At 37.5% G+C, this 18,829-nt stretch carries 15 protein-coding genes; 12 read left to right on the forward strand and 3 right to left on the reverse strand.

The window, feature by feature from the left end:
• Window positions 1-5 precede the first annotated feature (5 nt).
• Both der and NDQ75_RS12010 read left to right on the forward strand, forming a co-directional pair.
• Window positions 6-1,310, forward strand: coding sequence for a ribosome biogenesis GTPase Der (gene der / locus NDQ75_RS12005; RefSeq protein WP_202029623.1), 1,305 nt, complete (start codon window positions 6-8; stop codon window positions 1,308-1,310).
• Between the two features lie 83 nt (window positions 1,311-1,393).
• Window positions 1,394-4,144: an outer membrane beta-barrel protein gene (locus NDQ75_RS12010; RefSeq protein ID WP_202029622.1), complete on the forward strand. Its 2,751-nt coding sequence runs from the start codon at window positions 1,394-1,396 to the stop codon at window positions 4,142-4,144.
• A 39-nt stretch (window positions 4,145-4,183) separates the two neighbouring features.
• On the opposite strand, the gene NDQ75_RS12015 is transcribed toward NDQ75_RS12010, so the two are convergent.
• Window positions 4,184-4,549, reverse strand: a complete 366-nt coding sequence (locus NDQ75_RS12015; protein ID WP_202029621.1) for an RNA-binding S4 domain-containing protein — start codon at window positions 4,547-4,549, stop codon at window positions 4,184-4,186.
• 110 nt (window positions 4,550-4,659) lie between these two features.
• Here NDQ75_RS12015 and NDQ75_RS12020 point away from each other — a divergent pair, with 110 nt between their 5' ends.
• The gene (locus NDQ75_RS12020; RefSeq protein WP_202029620.1) at window positions 4,660-5,574 is read left to right on the forward strand and encodes an FKBP-type peptidyl-prolyl cis-trans isomerase; all 915 of its coding nucleotides are present in this window, start codon (window positions 4,660-4,662) and stop codon (window positions 5,572-5,574) included.
• Between the two features lie 650 nt (window positions 5,575-6,224).
• Here the strand turns inward: NDQ75_RS12020 and NDQ75_RS12025 are convergent.
• Window positions 6,225-8,690 carry a TonB-dependent receptor domain-containing protein gene (locus tag NDQ75_RS12025; protein ID WP_202029619.1) on the reverse strand — a complete coding sequence of 822 codons (2,466 nt, stop codon included), beginning with the start codon at window positions 8,688-8,690 and terminating at the stop codon, window positions 6,225-6,227.
• A 120-nt stretch (window positions 8,691-8,810) separates the two neighbouring features.
• Here NDQ75_RS12025 and NDQ75_RS12030 point away from each other — a divergent pair, with 120 nt between their 5' ends.
• On the forward strand, window positions 8,811-9,170 hold the full coding sequence (locus tag NDQ75_RS12030) for a CoA-binding protein (protein WP_202029618.1): 360 nt from the start codon (window positions 8,811-8,813) through the stop codon (window positions 9,168-9,170).
• Window positions 9,171-9,221: 51 nt separating this feature from the next.
• Here NDQ75_RS12030 and NDQ75_RS12035 read toward each other — a convergent pair whose 3' ends face one another.
• Window positions 9,222-10,700, reverse strand: a complete 1,479-nt coding sequence (locus NDQ75_RS12035; protein ID WP_202029617.1) for a sodium:solute symporter — start codon at window positions 10,698-10,700, stop codon at window positions 9,222-9,224.
• 124 nt (window positions 10,701-10,824) lie between these two features.
• Between NDQ75_RS12035 and NDQ75_RS12040 the strand changes: the two genes are divergently transcribed.
• From NDQ75_RS12040 to NDQ75_RS12075, 8 genes are all read left to right on the forward strand, one after another.
• Window positions 10,825-11,142: a DUF6660 family protein gene (locus tag NDQ75_RS12040; RefSeq protein WP_202029616.1), complete on the forward strand. Its 318-nt coding sequence runs from the start codon at window positions 10,825-10,827 to the stop codon at window positions 11,140-11,142.
• A gap of 45 nt (window positions 11,143-11,187) precedes the next feature.
• Complete coding sequence (locus NDQ75_RS12045) at window positions 11,188-13,371, forward strand: TonB-dependent receptor (protein WP_202029615.1); 2,184 nt, start codon at window positions 11,188-11,190, stop codon at window positions 13,369-13,371.
• 150 nt (window positions 13,372-13,521) lie between these two features.
• A complete protein-coding gene (gene recR, locus NDQ75_RS12050) occupies window positions 13,522-14,142 on the forward strand; it encodes a recombination mediator RecR (protein WP_202029614.1) in 621 nt (206 codons plus the stop codon).
• A gap of 99 nt (window positions 14,143-14,241) precedes the next feature.
• Window positions 14,242-15,624 (forward strand): dihydrolipoamide acetyltransferase family protein, encoded by a 1,383-nt coding sequence (locus NDQ75_RS12055; protein WP_202029613.1) that lies wholly within the window; start codon window positions 14,242-14,244, stop codon window positions 15,622-15,624.
• Window positions 15,625-15,715: 91 nt separating this feature from the next.
• Complete coding sequence (locus NDQ75_RS12060) at window positions 15,716-16,492, forward strand: 3'-5' exonuclease (protein ID WP_202029612.1); 777 nt, start codon at window positions 15,716-15,718, stop codon at window positions 16,490-16,492.
• Between the two features lie 12 nt (window positions 16,493-16,504).
• A complete protein-coding gene (locus NDQ75_RS12065; RefSeq protein WP_202029611.1) occupies window positions 16,505-17,116 on the forward strand; it encodes a fumarylacetoacetate hydrolase family protein in 612 nt (203 codons plus the stop codon).
• An 89-nt stretch (window positions 17,117-17,205) separates the two neighbouring features.
• Complete coding sequence (locus tag NDQ75_RS12070) at window positions 17,206-17,541, forward strand: Hpt domain-containing protein (RefSeq protein WP_202029610.1); 336 nt, start codon at window positions 17,206-17,208, stop codon at window positions 17,539-17,541.
• A 1-nt stretch (window position 17,542) separates the two neighbouring features.
• Entirely contained in the window at window positions 17,543-18,790 is a 1,248-nt protein-coding gene (locus tag NDQ75_RS12075) for a competence/damage-inducible protein A (protein ID WP_202029609.1), read from the forward strand.
• Window positions 18,791-18,829 lie beyond the last annotated feature (39 nt).

The following is an 18,829-nucleotide window of genomic DNA, read 5'->3' on the forward strand; positions in this document are numbered from 1 at the left end:
AAAGTATGAGTGCCATTGTAGCCATCGTTGGAAGACCAAATGTTGGAAAATCGACCCTTTTTAACAGAATGATTAAAAGAAGGGAAGCTATTGTTGATGAAATTAGCGGAGTTACCCGCGACCGTCACTATGGGAAATCAGATTGGAACGGTCGGGAATTTTCTTTGATTGATACAGGCGGTTATGTTGTAGGGAGCGATGATATTTTTGAAAAAGAAATAGATAAGCAAGTTGAGTTGGCTATTGAAGAGGCAGATGTTATCATTTTTGTGGTAGATGTCGCTACTGGAGTTACAGGAATGGATGAAGAAGTGGCGCAATTATTACGGCAAGTGAATAAACCTGTGGTAATGGCTGTGAATAAGGTTGATAGCGCTGTTCGAGAGGCAGATGCCGTAGAGTTTTATTCCTTAGGATTGGGAGAATATTATACCATTTCCAGCATTAACGGTAGCGGTACGGGTGAATTATTGGATGCTGTTGTCGAGCTTTTGCCTGAAGACACTGGCGTTGAGGAAGAGGAATTGCCTAGATTCGCCGTGGTAGGTAGACCAAATGCAGGAAAATCGTCTTTCATTAATGCCCTTTTGGGGGAGGACCGTTACATCGTTACTGATATCGCGGGGACTACGAGGGATAGTATGGATACCAAATATAACCGTTTTGGATTTGAATTTAATTTGGTTGATACAGCCGGTATCCGAAGAAAAGCGAAAGTAAAGGAAGATTTGGAATTTTACACCGTGATGCGCTCCGTAAGAGCTATTGAGCACTGTGATGTTTGTTTACTGGTTCTAGATGCCACACGCGGATTTGAAGGTCAGGATTTAAACATTTTCTGGTTGGCAGAACGAAACCGTAAAGGGATTGTGATTTTGGTAAATAAGTGGGATTTAATTGAAAAGGATACCAATACTGTTAAGAAATTTGAAGCCTTTATAAGAAAAGAGATTGAACCTTTTACAGATGTGCCAATTGTGTTCATTTCCGTATTGAACAAACAAAGAATATTTAAGGCCATTGAAAAAGCAGTAGAGGTGTACGAAAATAAAACCAAGCGTATAAGTACTTCTAAGCTTAATGAAACCATGCTGCCTATCATAGAAAACACTCCACCGCCATCACATAAAGGTAAATATGTTAAGGTGAAGTTCTGTACACAATTACCAACGCCTACACCTCAGTTTGCATTTTTTGCTAATTTACCGCAATATGTTAGGGAGCCTTATCGCCGTTTTATTGAAAATCAACTACGTGAAAATTTTGATTTTCATGGGGTTCCTGTGCAGGTTTACTTCAGGAAAAAATAATAAGGCTGTTAAAAAAATACTAAAAAGTAAATTTCACCTTTATCGGTTGCGGTTTTATTCTATTTTCGAGGAAACTAATACCGATGAAGAAAATATCCCTACTATTCTTCTTCGTAGTTAGCGTATTTTCCTATGCGCAAGACTATGAACTAACTGGAAAAGTAATAGACGAAACTACTCGCGAACCTTTAGAAGCTTCTACCGTTTACGCAGAAACTATACAGGACAGCACTATGGTTTCTTATACAGTGTCTAACCAAAATGGTGATTTTATATTGGAAATGGACACTCCTGAAAAAAAAGTCCACCTTTTTATTACTTACAATGGTTATCAGCCTGTTAAAAAGGTGGTAACACTTTCTAAAAATACGATCGATTTTGGTGAAATTCCTTTGGCGTTACAAGCAGAGCAGCTGGAAGGGGTAAGTGTAGTTGGCGAGCGCGTGCCTATAACCATAAAAAAGGATACGCTGGAGTTTAACGCCGACTCTTTTAAAACGCGTCCCGATGCTAGTGTGGAAGATGTGCTGAAAAAACTGCCGGGAGTTGAAATTGATAGCGATGGAAAAATTACCGTAAACGGAAAAGAGGTAAATAAGGTGTTGGTGAACGGACAAGTTTTTTTTAGTTCCGATCCTAAAGTAGCTACAAAAAGTCTTCCGAAAGAAATTATAGATAAAATTCAAATTTCCGATACAAAGTCCAAAACCCAAGAATTTACAGGAGATGATGGTGATGGCGAAAACAAGACCATCAATTTAACTATAAAGAAGGATAAAAATAAAGGGTATATGGGCCGTGCCGCCGCAGGATACGGTACCGATGAACGTTATCAAGCTAACGGAATTCTTAATTATTTTCGGGATAAAGAGCGTGTAAGTATTTTGGCGACCTCAAATAATATTAACAACGCTGGCTTTTCATTCGATGAAATTTATGACATGGTGGGGAATACTAATGGAGGTTATTCTTTTGCTAACGATAACGGACTCATAAATAACTTCGGAAGAGGTATTACGACGTCGTCTTCCCTCGGAGCGAGTTACGCCAATGCGGAAAAAGACGCTTATGAAATTGATGCCAACTATTTCTTTGCATACAGTGATTCATTTGATGATCAAAAAACTGCCCGGGAAAATATCTTGCCAGAAGGGAGTTTTTTCACCAATAGTGAATCCCGTTTTGACGGATCGACCAATTCTAACAGGGGAGCGGCAAATTTGGAGTTTGACATAGACAAAACAATGCGGATTTCCATTCAGCCAACCTTAAGTGTTAACCGAACAAACTCGGTCAATATTAGTGAAACTACTTCTTCAGATACAGATGGTAATTTAACCAACAGCAATCAGCGACAAACCATTACTGATGGAATGCAACGAAATTTCAATAATGAAGTGAATATTTACAAAAAACTGGATACCGTTGGAAAGTTTGTTAGGGTTTCGTTCTCAAACACAAATGTGGTTAACGATAATGAATCGAATTTTATGTCTACACGTGAAGTTTTTGGTAACAATGCGAATGAGGAATCGGTGGATCAAATGAATTTTGATGATACCAAAAGGGATGATTATCGTTTTGAAGCTGCTTACCGACAACCTATTGCCGCCAAAGTTTTTCTTGATTTTGAATATCAATGGCGAACGCAAACTAATCAGAATAAAAAAGATGTTTTCGATTTTGATAACACTACCAATGAATATGATAATTTCAATGCTGTTTTAAGCACCGACTTTACCTTCAGAAATATTCAACAAATACCTTCTTTTGGAATAAGAAGGGACGGTGAAAAATGGCGCTGGCGCGTTAATGCTGAATATGCATTTACAGATATTAAAAACAGCGATTTTCTGCAGACGGGCTCTTTCAAGAGAAATTATAATAATCTATTGTTCAATGCATCTTCCAGCTATGCTTTCAGCAATAACAAACGTCTTCGATTGAATTATCGTACAAACCTGAATGTTCCTTCCGTAGGGCAATTGCAACCGGTGCCCAATATTTCCAATCCGCTTAACATTATACAAGGTAATCCCGATTTAAACTTAACTAAAACGCATAGACTGAATATCAATTATAATAATTTTAATTGGCGAGAGCGTACGGGTGTGTATCTATATTCTGGAGGTGAAATTGAAGAGGATAAAGTGGTTTCGGTAACCACTACCGATGAAGACTTTCTTAGAACGACAACTTTCACCAATGTAGATGGAAATTACAATATGTATTTTGGTTTTGGGTACTCTAAACAGTTAAAAAAAGACAGTACGTTTACCGCGAAAGTTAATTTTAGACCTTTTTTGCGCTATAATAACGATGTAAGTTTTAACAACGGACAAGAACTGGTTGCTAAAAGTTTTACCGTAAACCCGTACTTAAGCACTACGCTTAACTTCAGTGAAATTGTTGAAATAGAGCCTGCTTACAGGATTAGCTATAATAACACGAAGTACAATATTGAAAGTTTTGAAGATGTTGAGTTTGTCTCGCATACAGCTTCGTTAAGAACAACTACTTATTGGCCGGAAAATGTAGTTTGGGGTAATGATATAAATTATAATTACAACGGTAATGTTTCGGCAAATTTTGATAAAGATGCGCTGTTTTGGAATATGAGTTTGGGCTATCAATTCTTGAAAAAGAATGCTACATTTAAGGTGCTAGCGTACGATTTGCTTAATCAAAACAACAATGCTCGAAGAACAACAGGAGCCGATTTTATACAGGATAGCCAAAGTACGGTGCTTACCCAGTATTTTATGGCGAGTTTGAGTTTTAAGTTCGATCAATTTGGTGGGAAAAAGCCAAATGGGAGAAGGGGACGTTATTAATGCTTGTACGGAAACTTTTCTTCCTATAAATAACGGAATTTATTCATCCAGATAATCATCAATATCACGGCGGTCTTTTTTTGTGGGTCGTCCTGTTCCCTTTTTTCGGTAGTATTCTTTTGAGTATTTAAGCAATTCCACATGCTCAAAGGCTTCCTTGGGAGTAACATCTTTCCGGTAGATGTCCACTAATTTAGCACCAACTCGGTTATCGGGAATGTCGAGAACCTTAATTTGGTAATTAATTTGATTTTTACGTAGCTCTATGCTGTCGGTTGGAAAAACATCGCGTGAGGGCTTTGCCTTCTGTCCGTTTAAGGTAACATGTCCTTTTTTACAGGCTTCCGTAGCCATATTTCTGGTTTTGTAATATCTTATACACCATAAATACTTATCAATACGCATAACACTAAATAAAAAATTTCGTTAATGGGTAAAGCAAAAATACTAGAAAATAGTATCTTGCGCACCTGAATTCGAGGAATATAATAATATATACTGAAAAAGCAAGATTGATGAAGATTACCTATTTATTGCCTGTGTTCTTAGGGCTTTACCTGTTTACCGCCTGTAACAATGATGACGATGGAAATAATGGTCCGGTGTTGAGAGATTTGGCAGAAGTTACAGCTGAAAACGAGGCTGAATTGCAAGACTATCTGAATACACATTTTTATAATTATGAAGAATTTGCCAACCCATCGGCAGATTTTGATTATAAAATTGTATTGGACACTATTGCCGGTGAAAATGCAGATAAAACACCGTTAATTGAACAAGTGAAAGATACTACAATAGACGTTCAGGATGTTCCTCAAAAAATGTATTATTTAGTTGCTCGACAAGGGGTTTCCGAAAAACCTAAACTAGGGCACCAAATATTAGTTAGGTATCAAACAGATGAAATCAATGGGGATGTAATCGATGAATCTGTAGTTGAAACTCCATTTAATACAGTTGCTCCAAATCTTTCCGAGGGATTTAAACAATTAGCTATAAAAATAGCAAAGGGAACTGGCTTTGTTGAAAATGGAGATGGCACCTTGCAATGGAATAATGATTATGGGATTGGTGTTTCTTTTGTTCCATCGGGTTTAGCTTTTTACTCTGGGGGAGATTACCGTACTTTAATTTTTAAAATTGACATGCTTCAGTTCAATGATCAAGACCAAGATATCATCCAAACCTCCTCAGGAAATGTAGCTTCCCCAGACGGGATTCCTTCCCATATAGAGGATGTAGATGGTGATGGTGATCCACGAAACGATGATACGGATGGTGACGGACTTCCAGATTATTTGGATGCGGATGATGATGGTGACGGAATTCTAACGGAATTTGAGTACGACACAGATGGTGACGGTATTCCAGACGATCATGATAATGACGGTATTCCAGATTACCTCGATCCCGATAACCAAATTGGTTAATATTTAAAATTTATTACCCGAGTCTAGACTACTTCAGTTTGTTACTTTAGGCTCAAAATAAAAACCTACAACCTACGAGGCTTTAAAAATCTCGTAGGTTTTTTTGTTGAATTAATTTGAAATGCCATAACCTGATTTCAAGTGCGGGAAAAGTAAAGCACAGTTTTTAAAAAGTAGTTTTAAGTACCAAAAAAGTAAAATGAAGTTAATAAAAAGTAACGCTCAGTTGTTAGAATGTAAGTTGTAGTTGCTGTAAAGTAAAGCTAAGTAGCAAAAAAGTAGATTTCAGTTAAAAGGAAGTAAACTAAAGTAGTGACAAAGTAAATCTCAGTTGGAAGAATGCAAGTCGTAGTTGTTAAAAAGTAGTTTGTAGTCGCTGAGATGGTTCGGGAGCGTGAACTTTACAACTTACCAGCTTAACGCCTTATCGGCTAAATAGAATAAAAAAATAATTTCAAGTGTTCGGAAAGACTCCTGGAGTGACTAATAAAAAAGTCCGAAAACGTAGATGTTTTCGGACTTCCTTTCAGCAGCAACTTTATTACACTAACCATCAACTGTATGTCGCTGCCTCTATTGGGTGTTTTGGTTGGTTGTTTATGGTTGTTTTTTAAATGTAGTTGGTGTTAATGCGCTATTATTCTTTCAGTTTACATAATTCCACCGCCGCCTTCTTTGGTGTTGCTATCACGGTTTTTACGGGAAGCTTTTCGGTTTTTACCACTTCCGAAGCGATAAGAAAGTCCGGCGTAAATGGTTCTACTTTCCCAATTGAATGCTCCTCGTTGTTCGTAGGGGCGTTCGCCATCAAACTGGAATTGCATGGTGTTAAAAATGTCGTTGAAGTTTAAGCTAAACGTTCCCTTTCCATCAGCAAAACTGTATCGCCCACCCGTATTTACAAAATACATGGGCTTTGCATTCATTTGTATGCCTCGGTTTTCGCCTCTGTAAAAACCAAACAATGACAAGCTTATTTTTTTGGTAACATTAAAATTATTGTTCAGTCTAAAATTGTAAGCTACGTTATCTACTTCTACTTCCTGCTCAATAATATCATCTACTGTAGGAGTGTCGTCCGGCGCTAGAATTTCTGTAAGTCCGCGTTGGGTTTGTGCGTACAGGTCGAAACTTCCGTTTATGCTCCACCATTCCAAAGGTTTGTAATTGGTGGAAACTTCTATACCATAGGCTTCGGTGTCATCAAAATTGTCGTATGTAAGTATTTGCTTGCTCAAATCCAATCGGTCTACATATAGGGCGCGGTTAATTTCATCTTTAATGGTACGGTAGTATAAGCCAAAAGTAAGACTACCATGTTCCAACCGGCGGGTGTAGTTTGTTTCATAGGAGTTGGTAAACTGTGGAAGCAAACTCGGATTTCCGAAGGATGAAATTTGCGGGGTGCTCCATTCCCGAATCGGATTTACTTGTGTAAGTCCTGGCCTGTCCACTCGGCGACTAAAACTTACTTGAAATTGGTTTTTTTCTGAAGGCGTGTAGGTTACATAAGCCGATGGATAGAGTTGTTTGTAATCATCGGTGAAACTACGCGCACTGTTAGTGTCTGCTTTTACGCTTACGTCTTCAAAACGGGCGCCCACTTGGTAGCTCCATTTCTCAAAACTTTGTCCGTAGGTAGCGTAAGCTGAATAGATGTCCATTCCGTAAACGAATTCGGTATCGGGGATGGGAATAAGTTGTCCGCCACCATCAAAAGTAAAGCCGGTAGAAGAATAATCCACATCTGTTTCAAAAAGACGTGCCTCTAGGCCCAATTCCAATTTCCCTTTCTCGTTAATCGGGTTTACATAGTCCAAATTGGCAATGGTTTGCTTTCTGTAAGTGTCAACAAAATCCATATAATCGGGTTGATTGGTTTCCCCATCGAAATCAAAATTGGCATCTTCATCGTTTTGGAAGGAGCTGTAATCTACTTCCAGTTCAATATTGTGGCCTTCTTTTTCGAAATCTCTTTTGTAATCGAAGTTATATTGTTCATTTCGGTTAGCATTTTCATTATTAAATAGCTGGTCTGAATTTCCTACGGAAGGGTCGAAGTTGATGATTTCAGTATCCCCAAACCCTTTACCATCAAATAGGTTCTGATTGGTAAATAGGGAAATGGTATTTTTTTCATTTAAGAAATAATCCACTCCCAATTTATACAGATACGATTTGTTGTTGTTGAAGAAATAAAAGTCCTGTATTTGGTTTTCATTAAAATTGGTACTTGGGTCATCGAGTCGTTCTACTTCTCCGTTATTAACATATTTTCCAATATTGGTACCCACATTTCCGTAGAAATTAAACTTTCCACGTCTATAGTTTAAGTCTAAAGAGCTATTGAATTTAGCTTCTATTTCGTGCGATACTCCAACATTTACGTTACCATTGAAACCAATGTTGGCATCTTTATATAACACAATATTTATTAGTCCGCTCATTCCTTCTGGATTGTATTTAGCAGACGGATTGGTGATTAATTCAATCTTTTTTATAGATGTAGAAGGGATTTGTTTCAGTAATTGTGCCACGGGAACATTGGAGAGTTTGCCATCTACCATTACCCGTACGTTGGAATTACCGCGCATGGAAAGTTCGCCGGTTTGCTGGTCTACATTTAGCGACGGTATGTTATTCATAATATCACTTGCCGTAGGCCCTTGTGTGGTAAGGTCTTTTCCTACGTTTACCACTTTTCGGTCTATTTTTTGCTCAATACTGGAACGTTCTGCAACGACGTCCACGCCTTCGAGTTCGGTAATATTTTCTTCCAAGGCAATAGTTCCCAAATTCACTTTACGGTTGCTCTTTGAAATGGAAATTGATTTAGAGAACGATTGATAGCCGATAAATTGAACTTCAAACTGATAAGAACCTTCTTCAACATCTGATAGCTGAAAAGCCCCGTTATCTTCGGTTATTCCACCCAGTACGGTTGTGCCTTCCTGTTTAATCATAACGGTGGCGTAGGGAATGGGTTGTTGTGTGTTTTGGTCAATAATTACTCCGGAAATAGTTCCAATTTTGGCAAAATTGGTATTCGGTACACTGTTTTGTGCGAATGCGATGGATGTTAGGAATGCAAAGCATCCTACTAAAAATGATTTCATTGATTAGATTGATTTTCTGATTGATGATTAATGATTATCTTTAAATTGGGTTGTTACATAAAAGACGACCAAAGTCAAATGCTGTTACATCAGAAAAGAATCTTTAACATACTTTAACAAATGGAGAAAACATTGGTAATGGGGGCGTCTTTGAAGCCTTCGAGATATAGTAATATTGCGATAAATAGACTGGTAAGTACTGGTAAAGAAGTGGTTGCTTTTGGATTGAGAGAAGGTGAAGTGGCTGGCATTGCCATTGATACCGATTTAAAAAAATATAAGGATGTACATACGGTAACATTGTATTTAAATGCAAAGAATCAAGAGTCGTATTACGATTTCATCATAGGGTTGCGCCCAAAAAGAGTGATTTTCAATCCCGGAACCGAGAATCCCGACTTCTATGCAAAACTCCGTGATAACAATATAGAGGTGGAAGTAGCGTGTACTTTAGTGCTGCTCTCCACTGGGCAGTATTAGTAAAAATAACGTTCGTAAGTTGAATTAATCCTTTTTATAGGGTTTTAAGGGCTATCTTCCAATACTTAACAAAGCTTCTCTTTCTTCGGAAGTTGGCTTTTTGGAAATGAGTAATAGTCCGATAAAGGTTAGCGCACCATTTAAAATCAAGACAAAAAAGCCAAAATCGAACTCAAATTTGGCTTTGCTTAAATAACTGATAAAATACGATAAAACTGGAGCGAGAATAGCGATTAAAGGAATATAGGCATCGTTAGCTTTTAATTTAGTGAAAAGTCCGAAGCTATAAAGTCCGAGCAACGGACCATAAGTGTACCCGGTGAACACGAAAAGTTTGGCAATTACACTTTCGTTTTGAATAATATATTTAAAAGCGATGATCACAAAAATGAGCAGCAATGAAAATGCGACGTGAATACGTTTTCTAATTTTTATTTGCTGCTTTTCTTCGTACTGTTCAATATTTAAAATGTCGACGCTAAAGGAAGTTGTTAAAGAGGTAAGCGCGCTATCTGCACTGCTGTAGGCCGCGGCTATGAGTCCGATTAAAAAGAAAATAAAAACAGCAACACCCAAATAGTCTTTGGCAAGCACGGCAAAAAGGTCATCTTTATGAGCGTCTATGCCGTTTTGTTGAGCATAAATGGTCATTAATAGTCCTAAACACAAGAAAATAAAGTTTACAATGGTAAGAACAATGGTAAACCAGAACATGTTTTTTTGAGCATCTTTTAAAGTTCTGCACGTTAGGTTTTTTTGCATCATATCTTGGTCAAGACCTGTCATCACCACAGCAATAAATGCTCCAGAAATAAACTGTTTCCAAAAATAATTAGCACTTTTAATATCATCAAAAAAGAAGATTTGAGACAATTCACTAGAAGAAATAAAGCCTACTAAATTGGTGTCATCAATATTTAAATCGTTGTAAACCGTAACTATGGCCACTCCCAAAGCAATTAGCATAAAAAGAGTTTGCAATGTGTCTGTCCAAACAATAGTTTTAATCCCACTTTTAAATGTATAGAGCCAGATTAAAACGATGGTAAGCGTTACTGTTGCCCAAAAGGGAACACCTATTTGATTAAAAATTATTACTTGCAGCACATTTGCCACGAGAAACAAACGGAAACTAGCCCCTATAATTCTAGAAAGTAAAAAAAATGAAGCTCCCGTTTTGTAGCTATTGTTGCCAAATCTTTTTTCAAGATAGGTGTAAATAGAAGTGAGGTTGAGTCTGTAATAAAGTGGCAGTAACACACTGCCAATGATAAAATATCCCAAAATATAGCCCAGTACCACTTGCATATAGCCAAATTTCGATTCTTCTACCCAGCCGGGAACCGAGATAAAAGTGACTCCGCTAAGTGATGCGCCAATCATTCCAAAAGCAACCACGTACCAAGGCGATTGCCGGTTTGCTTTAAAGAAACTATCATTACTTTCTTCGTCTTTGCTGGTTAAAAAGGATACTAAAATTAGGATGCCAAAATAGGCAGCTATAATGAGTAGGATATATAATGGCTTCATAAATTAATTTTCGAGCTCGAAAAATACAAAACTATGTTAGAAAATTGATTGGGGAAATAGAACTTTAAGAATTTAATATTCAAAAGAATTACTTTCTATTTCAATAATTTTTATCTTTGAAGCGATGAAAAACTGGGCATTCATAGTGTCTTTTCTATTTCTCTTTTTGTCTACGATACCTTGTTCCGATGGGTTTGATGTAGAAGATAAATGTGGGAAAGAAATTGGATTGAATCGCGACCATCAAAAAGACAGTGATGATGCTTGCCCGATTACCTGTATTTGTAATTGCTGTGGAATGACAATTGCGTATGAGCCAATTAAAGCTTTTCATTTGGATTGGAACATAGAAATCCCTACTTCGCTTATAGGGTCTTACACATCGAATTACATTTTTAATTACTTTTCCAATATTTGGCAACCGCCGCAATTGATTAACTGAAATAGAATCAAAATCACTTTTAGTTAATCAATTATACATTTCACAATGAAACAATTTTTTTTGAGTTTTATGCTCATCATATTCCCGTGCTTCACAATTATGGCACAAACTTCCGATATTGAGATAAAAGTAACCACAGCATTGGAAGGTGAGCCGCTTACAGGAGCTACGATTTATTTTTCAGACCTCGATAGAGGAGGGGTGACCAATTATAACGGTATTGCTGTATTTTCGGATATTCCAAATGGAGAATACCAAGTCTCAATTTCATATATAGGTTTTAAAACCCTCAATGCAACTATTGGAATACCTAATAACGGCAACTTGTCTTTTGAGCTCACTGCTGACGAAAGTGAACTCGATGAAGTGGTGATTCAATCTTCAAGAAGTACACGTACCATTCAAAAAATCCCTACGCGTATTGAATTGATTGGAGGCGAAGAATTGATGGAAAAAGCATTTATGAACCCTACAAACATATCTATGGTACTACGTGAAAGTACTGGGATACAAATGCAGCAAACCTCCTTGAGTAGTGCAAATACCAATATTAGAATACAAGGGCTTGATGGTCGCTATACTCAACTTTTACGGGACGGATTCCCATTGTATGGTGGTTTTTCAAGTGGATTGAGTATTTTGCAGATTCCTCCTTTGGATTTACAACAATTCGAAATTATTAAAGGAAGTTCTTCCACCGTATATGGTGGTGGTGCAATTGCAGGTTTAGTGAACTTGGTATCAAAAACACCGGACGAAGAGCCCGATTTGGACATAATGTTTACTCAAACACAGGCTTTAGGGAGTACAGCTAATGTTTTTTACAGCAAGCGAAATGAGAAATTTGGTTTTACACTTTACGGTTCTGGGAATTACCAAAAGGAATATGACCCAGAGAATGATGATTTTAGCAACTTGCCAAGGACTACTTCCGTTTCTTTCAATCCAAAGTTATTTTATTACCCTTCGGAAAAAACTACCGTTTGGGTGGGTGTAAATGGAACGTACGACAAGCGAATTGGTGGGGACATGTCTGCCATAGAAAATGGTGAAAGTGGAATTCATCAATATTCCGAAGAAAATCTTTCTAGACGATGGAGCAGTCAGGCAGTGTTTACAAAGCAATTAAATGAGAGCAGTTCTTTGGACATCAAGAATAGTGTTTCATTTTTTGATAGAAAATTGAGCGTGCCAGACTTTACTTTCGAGGGCAATCAAATCAATACTTTTTCAGAAATTAATTATCAAAAATTCACAGATAGAGCCGATTGGATTTTGGGAGCTAATATATATTCTTCCAATTTTGATGAAATCGATACCGCACCGTTGCAAAGAGACCAAGAGGATTTAACGTACGGATTTTTTGGAAAGAATATTTACGACTTATCCCGTAATTGGGTGTTGGAAACGGGATTGCGAGTCGATTATAATACTGATTTTGGTTTTTTCCCATTACCACGAGTTTCCTTGCTTTATAAAACTGAAAAAGGTTTTTCAAGTAGAATAGGTGGAGGACTAGGTTACAAAATACCCGATATTTTTACTGAAGAAGCTGAAAGGGTAAACTTTGAAAATGTTCTTCCAATTGATAAATCTTCCTTGAATGCAGAGCGTTCGTATGGGGTTAATTTAGATTTTAATTACCAAACACGGTTGTTTGATAATATTGGTTTCAGTATTAATCAATTGTTTTATGCTACTTCTATAAAGGATGCTTTGCTCTTGAACAATACTAACAACGATTTTTATGAGTATGAAAATGCACCCGATATAATATTTAGTAAAGGTGCCGAAACAAACATTAAATTTACATACAAGGATTTTAGGTGGTTTTTAAACTACGCTTTCATTGATGCAAAGTTGCATTATTTACCAGGGAATCCTCAAAAGCCCCTTACTGCTAAACATAATGCGGGGAGCGTACTGATGTATGAAACTGATAAATGGCGAATAGGCTATGAAACATTTTACACTGGCAGACAGTTTTTGTCAAATGGAACAAAGACCACAGATTATGTTTTAATGGGATTGCTTGTAGTCCGAAATTTTAAATTTTTAAGTGCCTTTGTGAATTTTGAGAATTTTACCGATAGAAGGCAAAGTAGGTTTTCTCCTTTAGTGCTTCCGCCGCACGATAATCCAGAATTCCCCGAAATCTATGCGCCAACCGAAGGATTTATTTTTAGTATAGGATGTATTATTAAACCCTTCGGGAATGAAAGCCACTAAAAACTTTTTGTCTAATAAAATTAATCAGTTTTTATGATGAATTCTGTAGGTTGGTGAAGGCGATTTTTGGATATTATGATGGCTTTTCAATTGAAAAAAGTAAATGGTATAAATTTCATTTTGTAAGGGAAATGGCATAATTTCGCAGCAATGGAGTTTTCATCAAAATTATTGGAGAATGCCGTGTACGAAGTTTCTCAACTGCCGGGCATAGGAAAGCGTACAGCGTTGCGTTTAGTACTGCATTTATTGCGCCAGCCCGAGAGTCAGACGAAGAATTTGACTTCTGCTTTGTTGAACCTTCGACAGGAAGTTAAATTTTGCAAAAGCTGCCATAATATTTCCGATTTCGAAATTTGTGAAATTTGTGCCAATCCGAAGCGGGAAAAAGCTTTGGTGTGTGTAGTCGAAGACGTTCGTGATGTGATGGCTATTGAAAATACAGGTCAGTTTCGAGGAATTTATCATGTGTTGGGAGGAAAAATATCGCCAATGGACGGCGTAGGCCCAATGGATTTAAATGTTGCCTCGCTGGTTGAGAAAGTGAAAGAGGGCACAGTAGACGAAATTATTTTTGCCTTAAGTTCTACTATGGAAGGGGATACCACCAATTTTTATATATTTAAGCAATTGCAACCTTATAAAGTAGTTACATCCACCATTGCTAGGGGAATAGCAGTTGGCGACGAATTGGAGTATGCAGATGAAGTAACCTTGGGAAGAAGTATTTTACATAGAGTTCCTTTTGAGAATTCCTTAAAAAATGAATAAAGGTATTGTAAACTAAGATTAGAAAATTTAATAATACAAAAGCATATTTTTTAGTATTTTCGCAAAACAAACATCAGAAAACAGCTACAAATTATTGATATGGCAAGAATTGAATTAAAACTTCCCCAAATGGGAGAAAGTGTCGCAGAAGCAACGGTTACTTCATGGTTAAAAGAAGTGGGCGATACCATCGAGGCTGATGAAGCCGTTTTGGAAATTGCTACCGATAAAGTGGATTCTGAAGTGCCCAGTGAAGTGGATGGCGTGTTGGTTGAAAAGTTTTTTGAAGTAGATGATGTGGCTAAAGTAGGTGATGTATTGGCCATTATTGAAACAGATGGGGATGCTGAGGAACAAGTTTCGGAAGTAAATGACACAGATGATGAAGTAGAAGAAGAGACACAGCAAGTAGCCGCTTCCATCGAAGAAAATATAGAAACTGTTAAAGAAAATGTATCGACATCTTCTCAGGATTTTAGCGACTCAGAAAGGTTCTATTCTCCATTGGTGAAAAATATTGCCAAGGAGGAGAATGTAAGTTTAAGTGAGTTAGAAACCATTAAAGGTACAGGTAAAGACGGTCGCGTTACCAAATATGACATGTTGAATTACCTTGAAAACAGAGGCTCTGCAAAAGCTCCTGAAACAAAAAGCCAAGAGACCGTAAAACCTCAAGAACCTGCTAGGGAAACACCAAAACAGACTGCGCTAGCAAAAGAACCAGCAAAGTCTATGGCGAAAGCTGCGCAAGCAACACCTGTTTCGGTTAATGGGCAAGATGAAATTATTGAAATGTCGCGAATGGGGAAACTCATTTCACATCATATGGTGGAAAGTGTGCAAACATCCGCACATGTACAAAGTTTCATAGAAGTAGATGTTACCAATATTTGGAATTGGAGAAATAAGGTGAAAAATGAGTTTCAGAAAAGGGAAGGAGAAAAACTTACTTTTACTCCTATTTTCATGCAAGCCGTGGCAAAAGCCATTAAGGATTTTCCAATGATTAATATTTCGGTTGATGGCGATAAAATAATCAAAAAGAAGAATATCAATTTAGGAATGGCTGCTGCGCTTCCCGATGGAAATTTAATTGTTCCCGTGATTAAGAATGCAGACCAACTAAATTTGGTAGGCATGGCGAAACGCGTAAACGATTTGGCCAATAGAGCACGTGAAAACAAATTGAAGCCTGAAGAAATTCAAGGAGGTACTTACACTGTTACCAACGTAGGAACTTTTGGCAGTGTTATGGGCACGCCTATCATCAATCAGCCGCAAGTTGCTATTTTAGCGTTGGGAGCGATTCGTAAAGTACCGGCAGTAATTGAAACCCCAGAAGGTGACTTTATTGGTATCCGTCATAAAATGTTCTTGTCGCATAGCTACGACCACCGCGTGGTAAACGGAGCTTTGGGCGGACAATTCGTACAACGGGTAGCAGAATATTTGGAAGCTTGGGATGCCGACAAAGAGATATAGTCCATTTTAACACGTATAACACAAAATAAACCCTGAATTTTTCGGGGTTTTATTTTTTCAATGCCTAATTTTATGGTTTTAAATTAATAGCATGGAATTAAACCTTTCAAAGCCTATCTGTTTTTTCGATCTTGAAACCACTGGAATCGATGTTGCTAAAGACAGGGTTGTAGAGATATCAATACTCAAGATTTTTCCCAACGGAAATAAAGAAAGTAGAACTTGGCTGGTAAATCCCGAAATGCCCATACCTCCACAGTCATCGGCAATACATGGGATTACAGATGAGAAGGTAGCCAACGAACCTACTTTTAAAGAACTGTCCAAAACCATTTATAATATGATTAAAGACAGTGATTTGGCTGGGTATAATTCAGACCGCTTTGATATTCCTGTTCTGGCCGAAGAGATGTTGCGCGCCGATATTGACTTTGATATGGGGAACCGTGTATCGGTAGATGTGCAGACTATCTTTTTTAAAATGGAGCAAAGAACCCTTTCTGCCGCTTATAAATTTTACTGTGGAAAAAAATTGGAAGATGCCCATTCTGCGGAAGCAGATACGAATGCCACTTACGAAATCCTAAAGTCTCAATTGGATAGGTACGAAGAATTGCAAAATAACATGAAGTTTCTAGGTGATTTTACCACACGCAAACAAACAGCAGATTTTGCTGGTTTTATTGTGTATAATGATGATGGCGATGAGGTTTTCTCCTTCGGGAAACACAAAGGAAAAAAAGTGGAAGATGTTATGGAGCAGGAGCCGGGTTATTTTGGGTGGTTGCTTAATGCCGATTTCCCTTTGTACACTAAAAAAGTGCTTACCGCTATTAAATTGAGAAAGCTGAACACCAAGTTGAATTAACTTAAGAATTAAATGAAAATTGTTTGTATTGGTAGGAATTATACCGAGCATATTGCAGAACTTCAGAATGAAAAACCAACAGACCCGGTAATTTTTATCAAACCGGATTCTGCGGTTTTAAAAAACCAACACGATTTTTACATTCCAGATTTTTCCGATGACGTTCATTACGAAGTTGAGGTGTTGGTAAAAATAAGTAAAGTCGGGAAGCATATCGACCCTAAATTCGCTCCGAAGTATTACAAAGAAATTGGACTGGGAATAGATTTTACAGCTCGCGACCTTCAAAGCAAGCTTAAAGAAAAAGGACTTCCTTGGGAAAAAGCGAAAGGATTTGATGACGCTGCCGTTGTGGGAAAATGGATTCCAAAGGAAAAATTAGGTGATGTAGACAATCTCAACTTTAGGTTGGAAAGAAATGGCGAGGTGGTTCAAAATGCTAATACTTCGTTAATGCTCTGGAAAATCGATGAGTTAATTTCGTATATTTCCACTTATTTTACACTGAAAACAGGAGATATTATTTTTACGGGAACGCCTGCTGGTGTTGGGAAAGTGTATGAAAACGACCAATTGACAGGATTTTTGGAGGAAGACGAAATGTTTTCCGTACTCGTAAAATAATATTAAAATACGCCGCTAAATAACTATGAACGCATCTTGATTTTTTAGGAAATAGAAAAAGTTAAGATGAGTTCTATAAACACTAACACATGAAATACGACTTAAGCAAATTGAATGAACTATCAGGAGGAGATGAAGAATTCAACACTTCTGTCATAGAAACTTTTTTGCTGGAAACCCCCGAAGATTTATCAAACTTAAAAAATGCAGTGAGTAACCAAGAGTTTACGCACATATATCAGTTTGCGCATAAAATAAAGCCCAATGCCGATTTGTTAGGAATAGATAGTGTGAGGGATGAAATGTTAACAATAGAAGGTCATGCTCGTGGTGACCAAGACATGGATGCTATAAAAAATCTTTTAGATAGCGCGGAAAAGGAACTTCAGGAATCTTTTAAACTTTTCAAAGCACACATCAGTTAGTATGTTTGCAGAAATAATAACTATTGGGGATGAAATTCTTATTGGTCAGATTGTTGATACCAATTCTGCCTACATTGCCAAGAAATTAAACTTAATCGGGGTTTCGGTTTACCAAATAACCTCTGTTCAGGATGATAGACAACATATCATTCAAGCATTTACTGAAGCGGAAGAAAGGGCAGATGTTATTATTGTAACTGGCGGACTTGGCCCAACCAAAGACGATATTACCAAGCATACAATATGTGAATATTTTAATGATGAGTTGATAGAGAACCAAAGTGTTCTTCAAAATGTAGAAGACCTTTTCAAAAAATACATCAGTACCCCTATTTCAGATTTAAATAGAAGACAGGCGTTGGTACCTTCCAAAGCAACCGTTTTGCAGAATAAATATGGAACGGCTCCCGGTATGTGGTTGGAGAAAGGGTCTAAAACCTTTGTCTCGCTTCCTGGAGTACCTTATGAAATGAAAGCGTTGATGGAAGATGCAGTATTGCCTAAAATACAGGAAAAATATAAAAGACCTTTTATACTGCACAAAACGCTTATCACTTACGGATTAGGGGAGAGTGCCATTGCGCAAAGGTTGGAAGAGTGGGAAGATAATTTACCGTCGTTTATAAAATTGGCTTATTTACCCAACTTGGGGAAAGTGCGGCTGCGGTTAACGGCCAAAGGAGATGATAAGGATTTATTGGACGCTGAAGTTAAAAAGCAACTGGATAGTTTAAATCCGCTTATCAATGATATTTTCTTCGGAATGGAAGAGGATAGCACCATGGAAATGATTCTCGGTAAGCTCTTACAAGAGAACAACGCTACTTTGGCAACGGCGGAAAGTTGTACGGGAGGAAAAATTGCGGAAACTATTACTTCTGTGCCTGGTGCTTCGTCTCATTTTCGGGGAAGTGTGGTAAGTTATGCCACGGAAACTAAAATAGATGTATTAGGAGTAAGTGAATCTTTAATAGAAGAGCATTCCGTAGTGAGCGGCCCAGTTGCCGAATCGATGGCTAAAAATGCGCAAAAACTATTAAAATCCACCTATGCAATTGCTACAACCGGCAATGCCGGACCAGAAAAAGGAGATTCTGATGCAGAAGTAGGTACCGTTTATATAGCATTGGCCACCCCAGACAAGGTTTTTTCAGAAGAATTTAATTTTGGTAACCACCGGGAGAAAGTGATAAATAAAGCGGTTAACAAGGCTTTGGAAATGCTTTTAAAAGAAATTTTAAAAAAATAGCTTATTTACTTGTCTTACAAGTCAAAAATTCGTTAATTT

The organism is Galbibacter mesophilus, from assembly GCF_023721415.1.
Classification (GTDB): domain Bacteria; phylum Bacteroidota; class Bacteroidia; order Flavobacteriales; family Flavobacteriaceae; genus Galbibacter; species Galbibacter mesophilus.

Coding starts and splice junctions, on each gene's coding strand:
- der (WP_202029623.1), top strand. CDS start 6: ATGAGTGCCATTGTAGCCATCGTTGGAAGACCAAATGTTGGAAAATCG.
- NDQ75_RS12010 (WP_202029622.1), top strand. CDS start 1,394: ATGAAGAAAATATCCCTACTATTCTTCTTCGTAGTTAGCGTATTTTCC.
- NDQ75_RS12015 (WP_202029621.1), bottom strand. CDS start 4,549: ATGCGTATTGATAAGTATTTATGGTGTATAAGATATTACAAAACCAGA.
- NDQ75_RS12020 (WP_202029620.1), top strand. CDS start 4,660: ATGAAGATTACCTATTTATTGCCTGTGTTCTTAGGGCTTTACCTGTTT.
- NDQ75_RS12025 (WP_202029619.1), bottom strand. CDS start 8,690: ATGAAATCATTTTTAGTAGGATGCTTTGCATTCCTAACATCCATCGCA.
- NDQ75_RS12030 (WP_202029618.1), top strand. CDS start 8,811: ATGGAGAAAACATTGGTAATGGGGGCGTCTTTGAAGCCTTCGAGATAT.
- NDQ75_RS12035 (WP_202029617.1), bottom strand. CDS start 10,700: ATGAAGCCATTATATATCCTACTCATTATAGCTGCCTATTTTGGCATC.
- NDQ75_RS12040 (WP_202029616.1), top strand. CDS start 10,825: ATGAAAAACTGGGCATTCATAGTGTCTTTTCTATTTCTCTTTTTGTCT.
- NDQ75_RS12045 (WP_202029615.1), top strand. CDS start 11,188: ATGAAACAATTTTTTTTGAGTTTTATGCTCATCATATTCCCGTGCTTC.
- recR (WP_202029614.1), top strand. CDS start 13,522: ATGGAGTTTTCATCAAAATTATTGGAGAATGCCGTGTACGAAGTTTCT.
- NDQ75_RS12055 (WP_202029613.1), top strand. CDS start 14,242: ATGGCAAGAATTGAATTAAAACTTCCCCAAATGGGAGAAAGTGTCGCA.
- NDQ75_RS12060 (WP_202029612.1), top strand. CDS start 15,716: ATGGAATTAAACCTTTCAAAGCCTATCTGTTTTTTCGATCTTGAAACC.
- NDQ75_RS12065 (WP_202029611.1), top strand. CDS start 16,505: ATGAAAATTGTTTGTATTGGTAGGAATTATACCGAGCATATTGCAGAA.
- NDQ75_RS12070 (WP_202029610.1), top strand. CDS start 17,206: ATGAAATACGACTTAAGCAAATTGAATGAACTATCAGGAGGAGATGAA.
- NDQ75_RS12075 (WP_202029609.1), top strand. CDS start 17,543: ATGTTTGCAGAAATAATAACTATTGGGGATGAAATTCTTATTGGTCAG.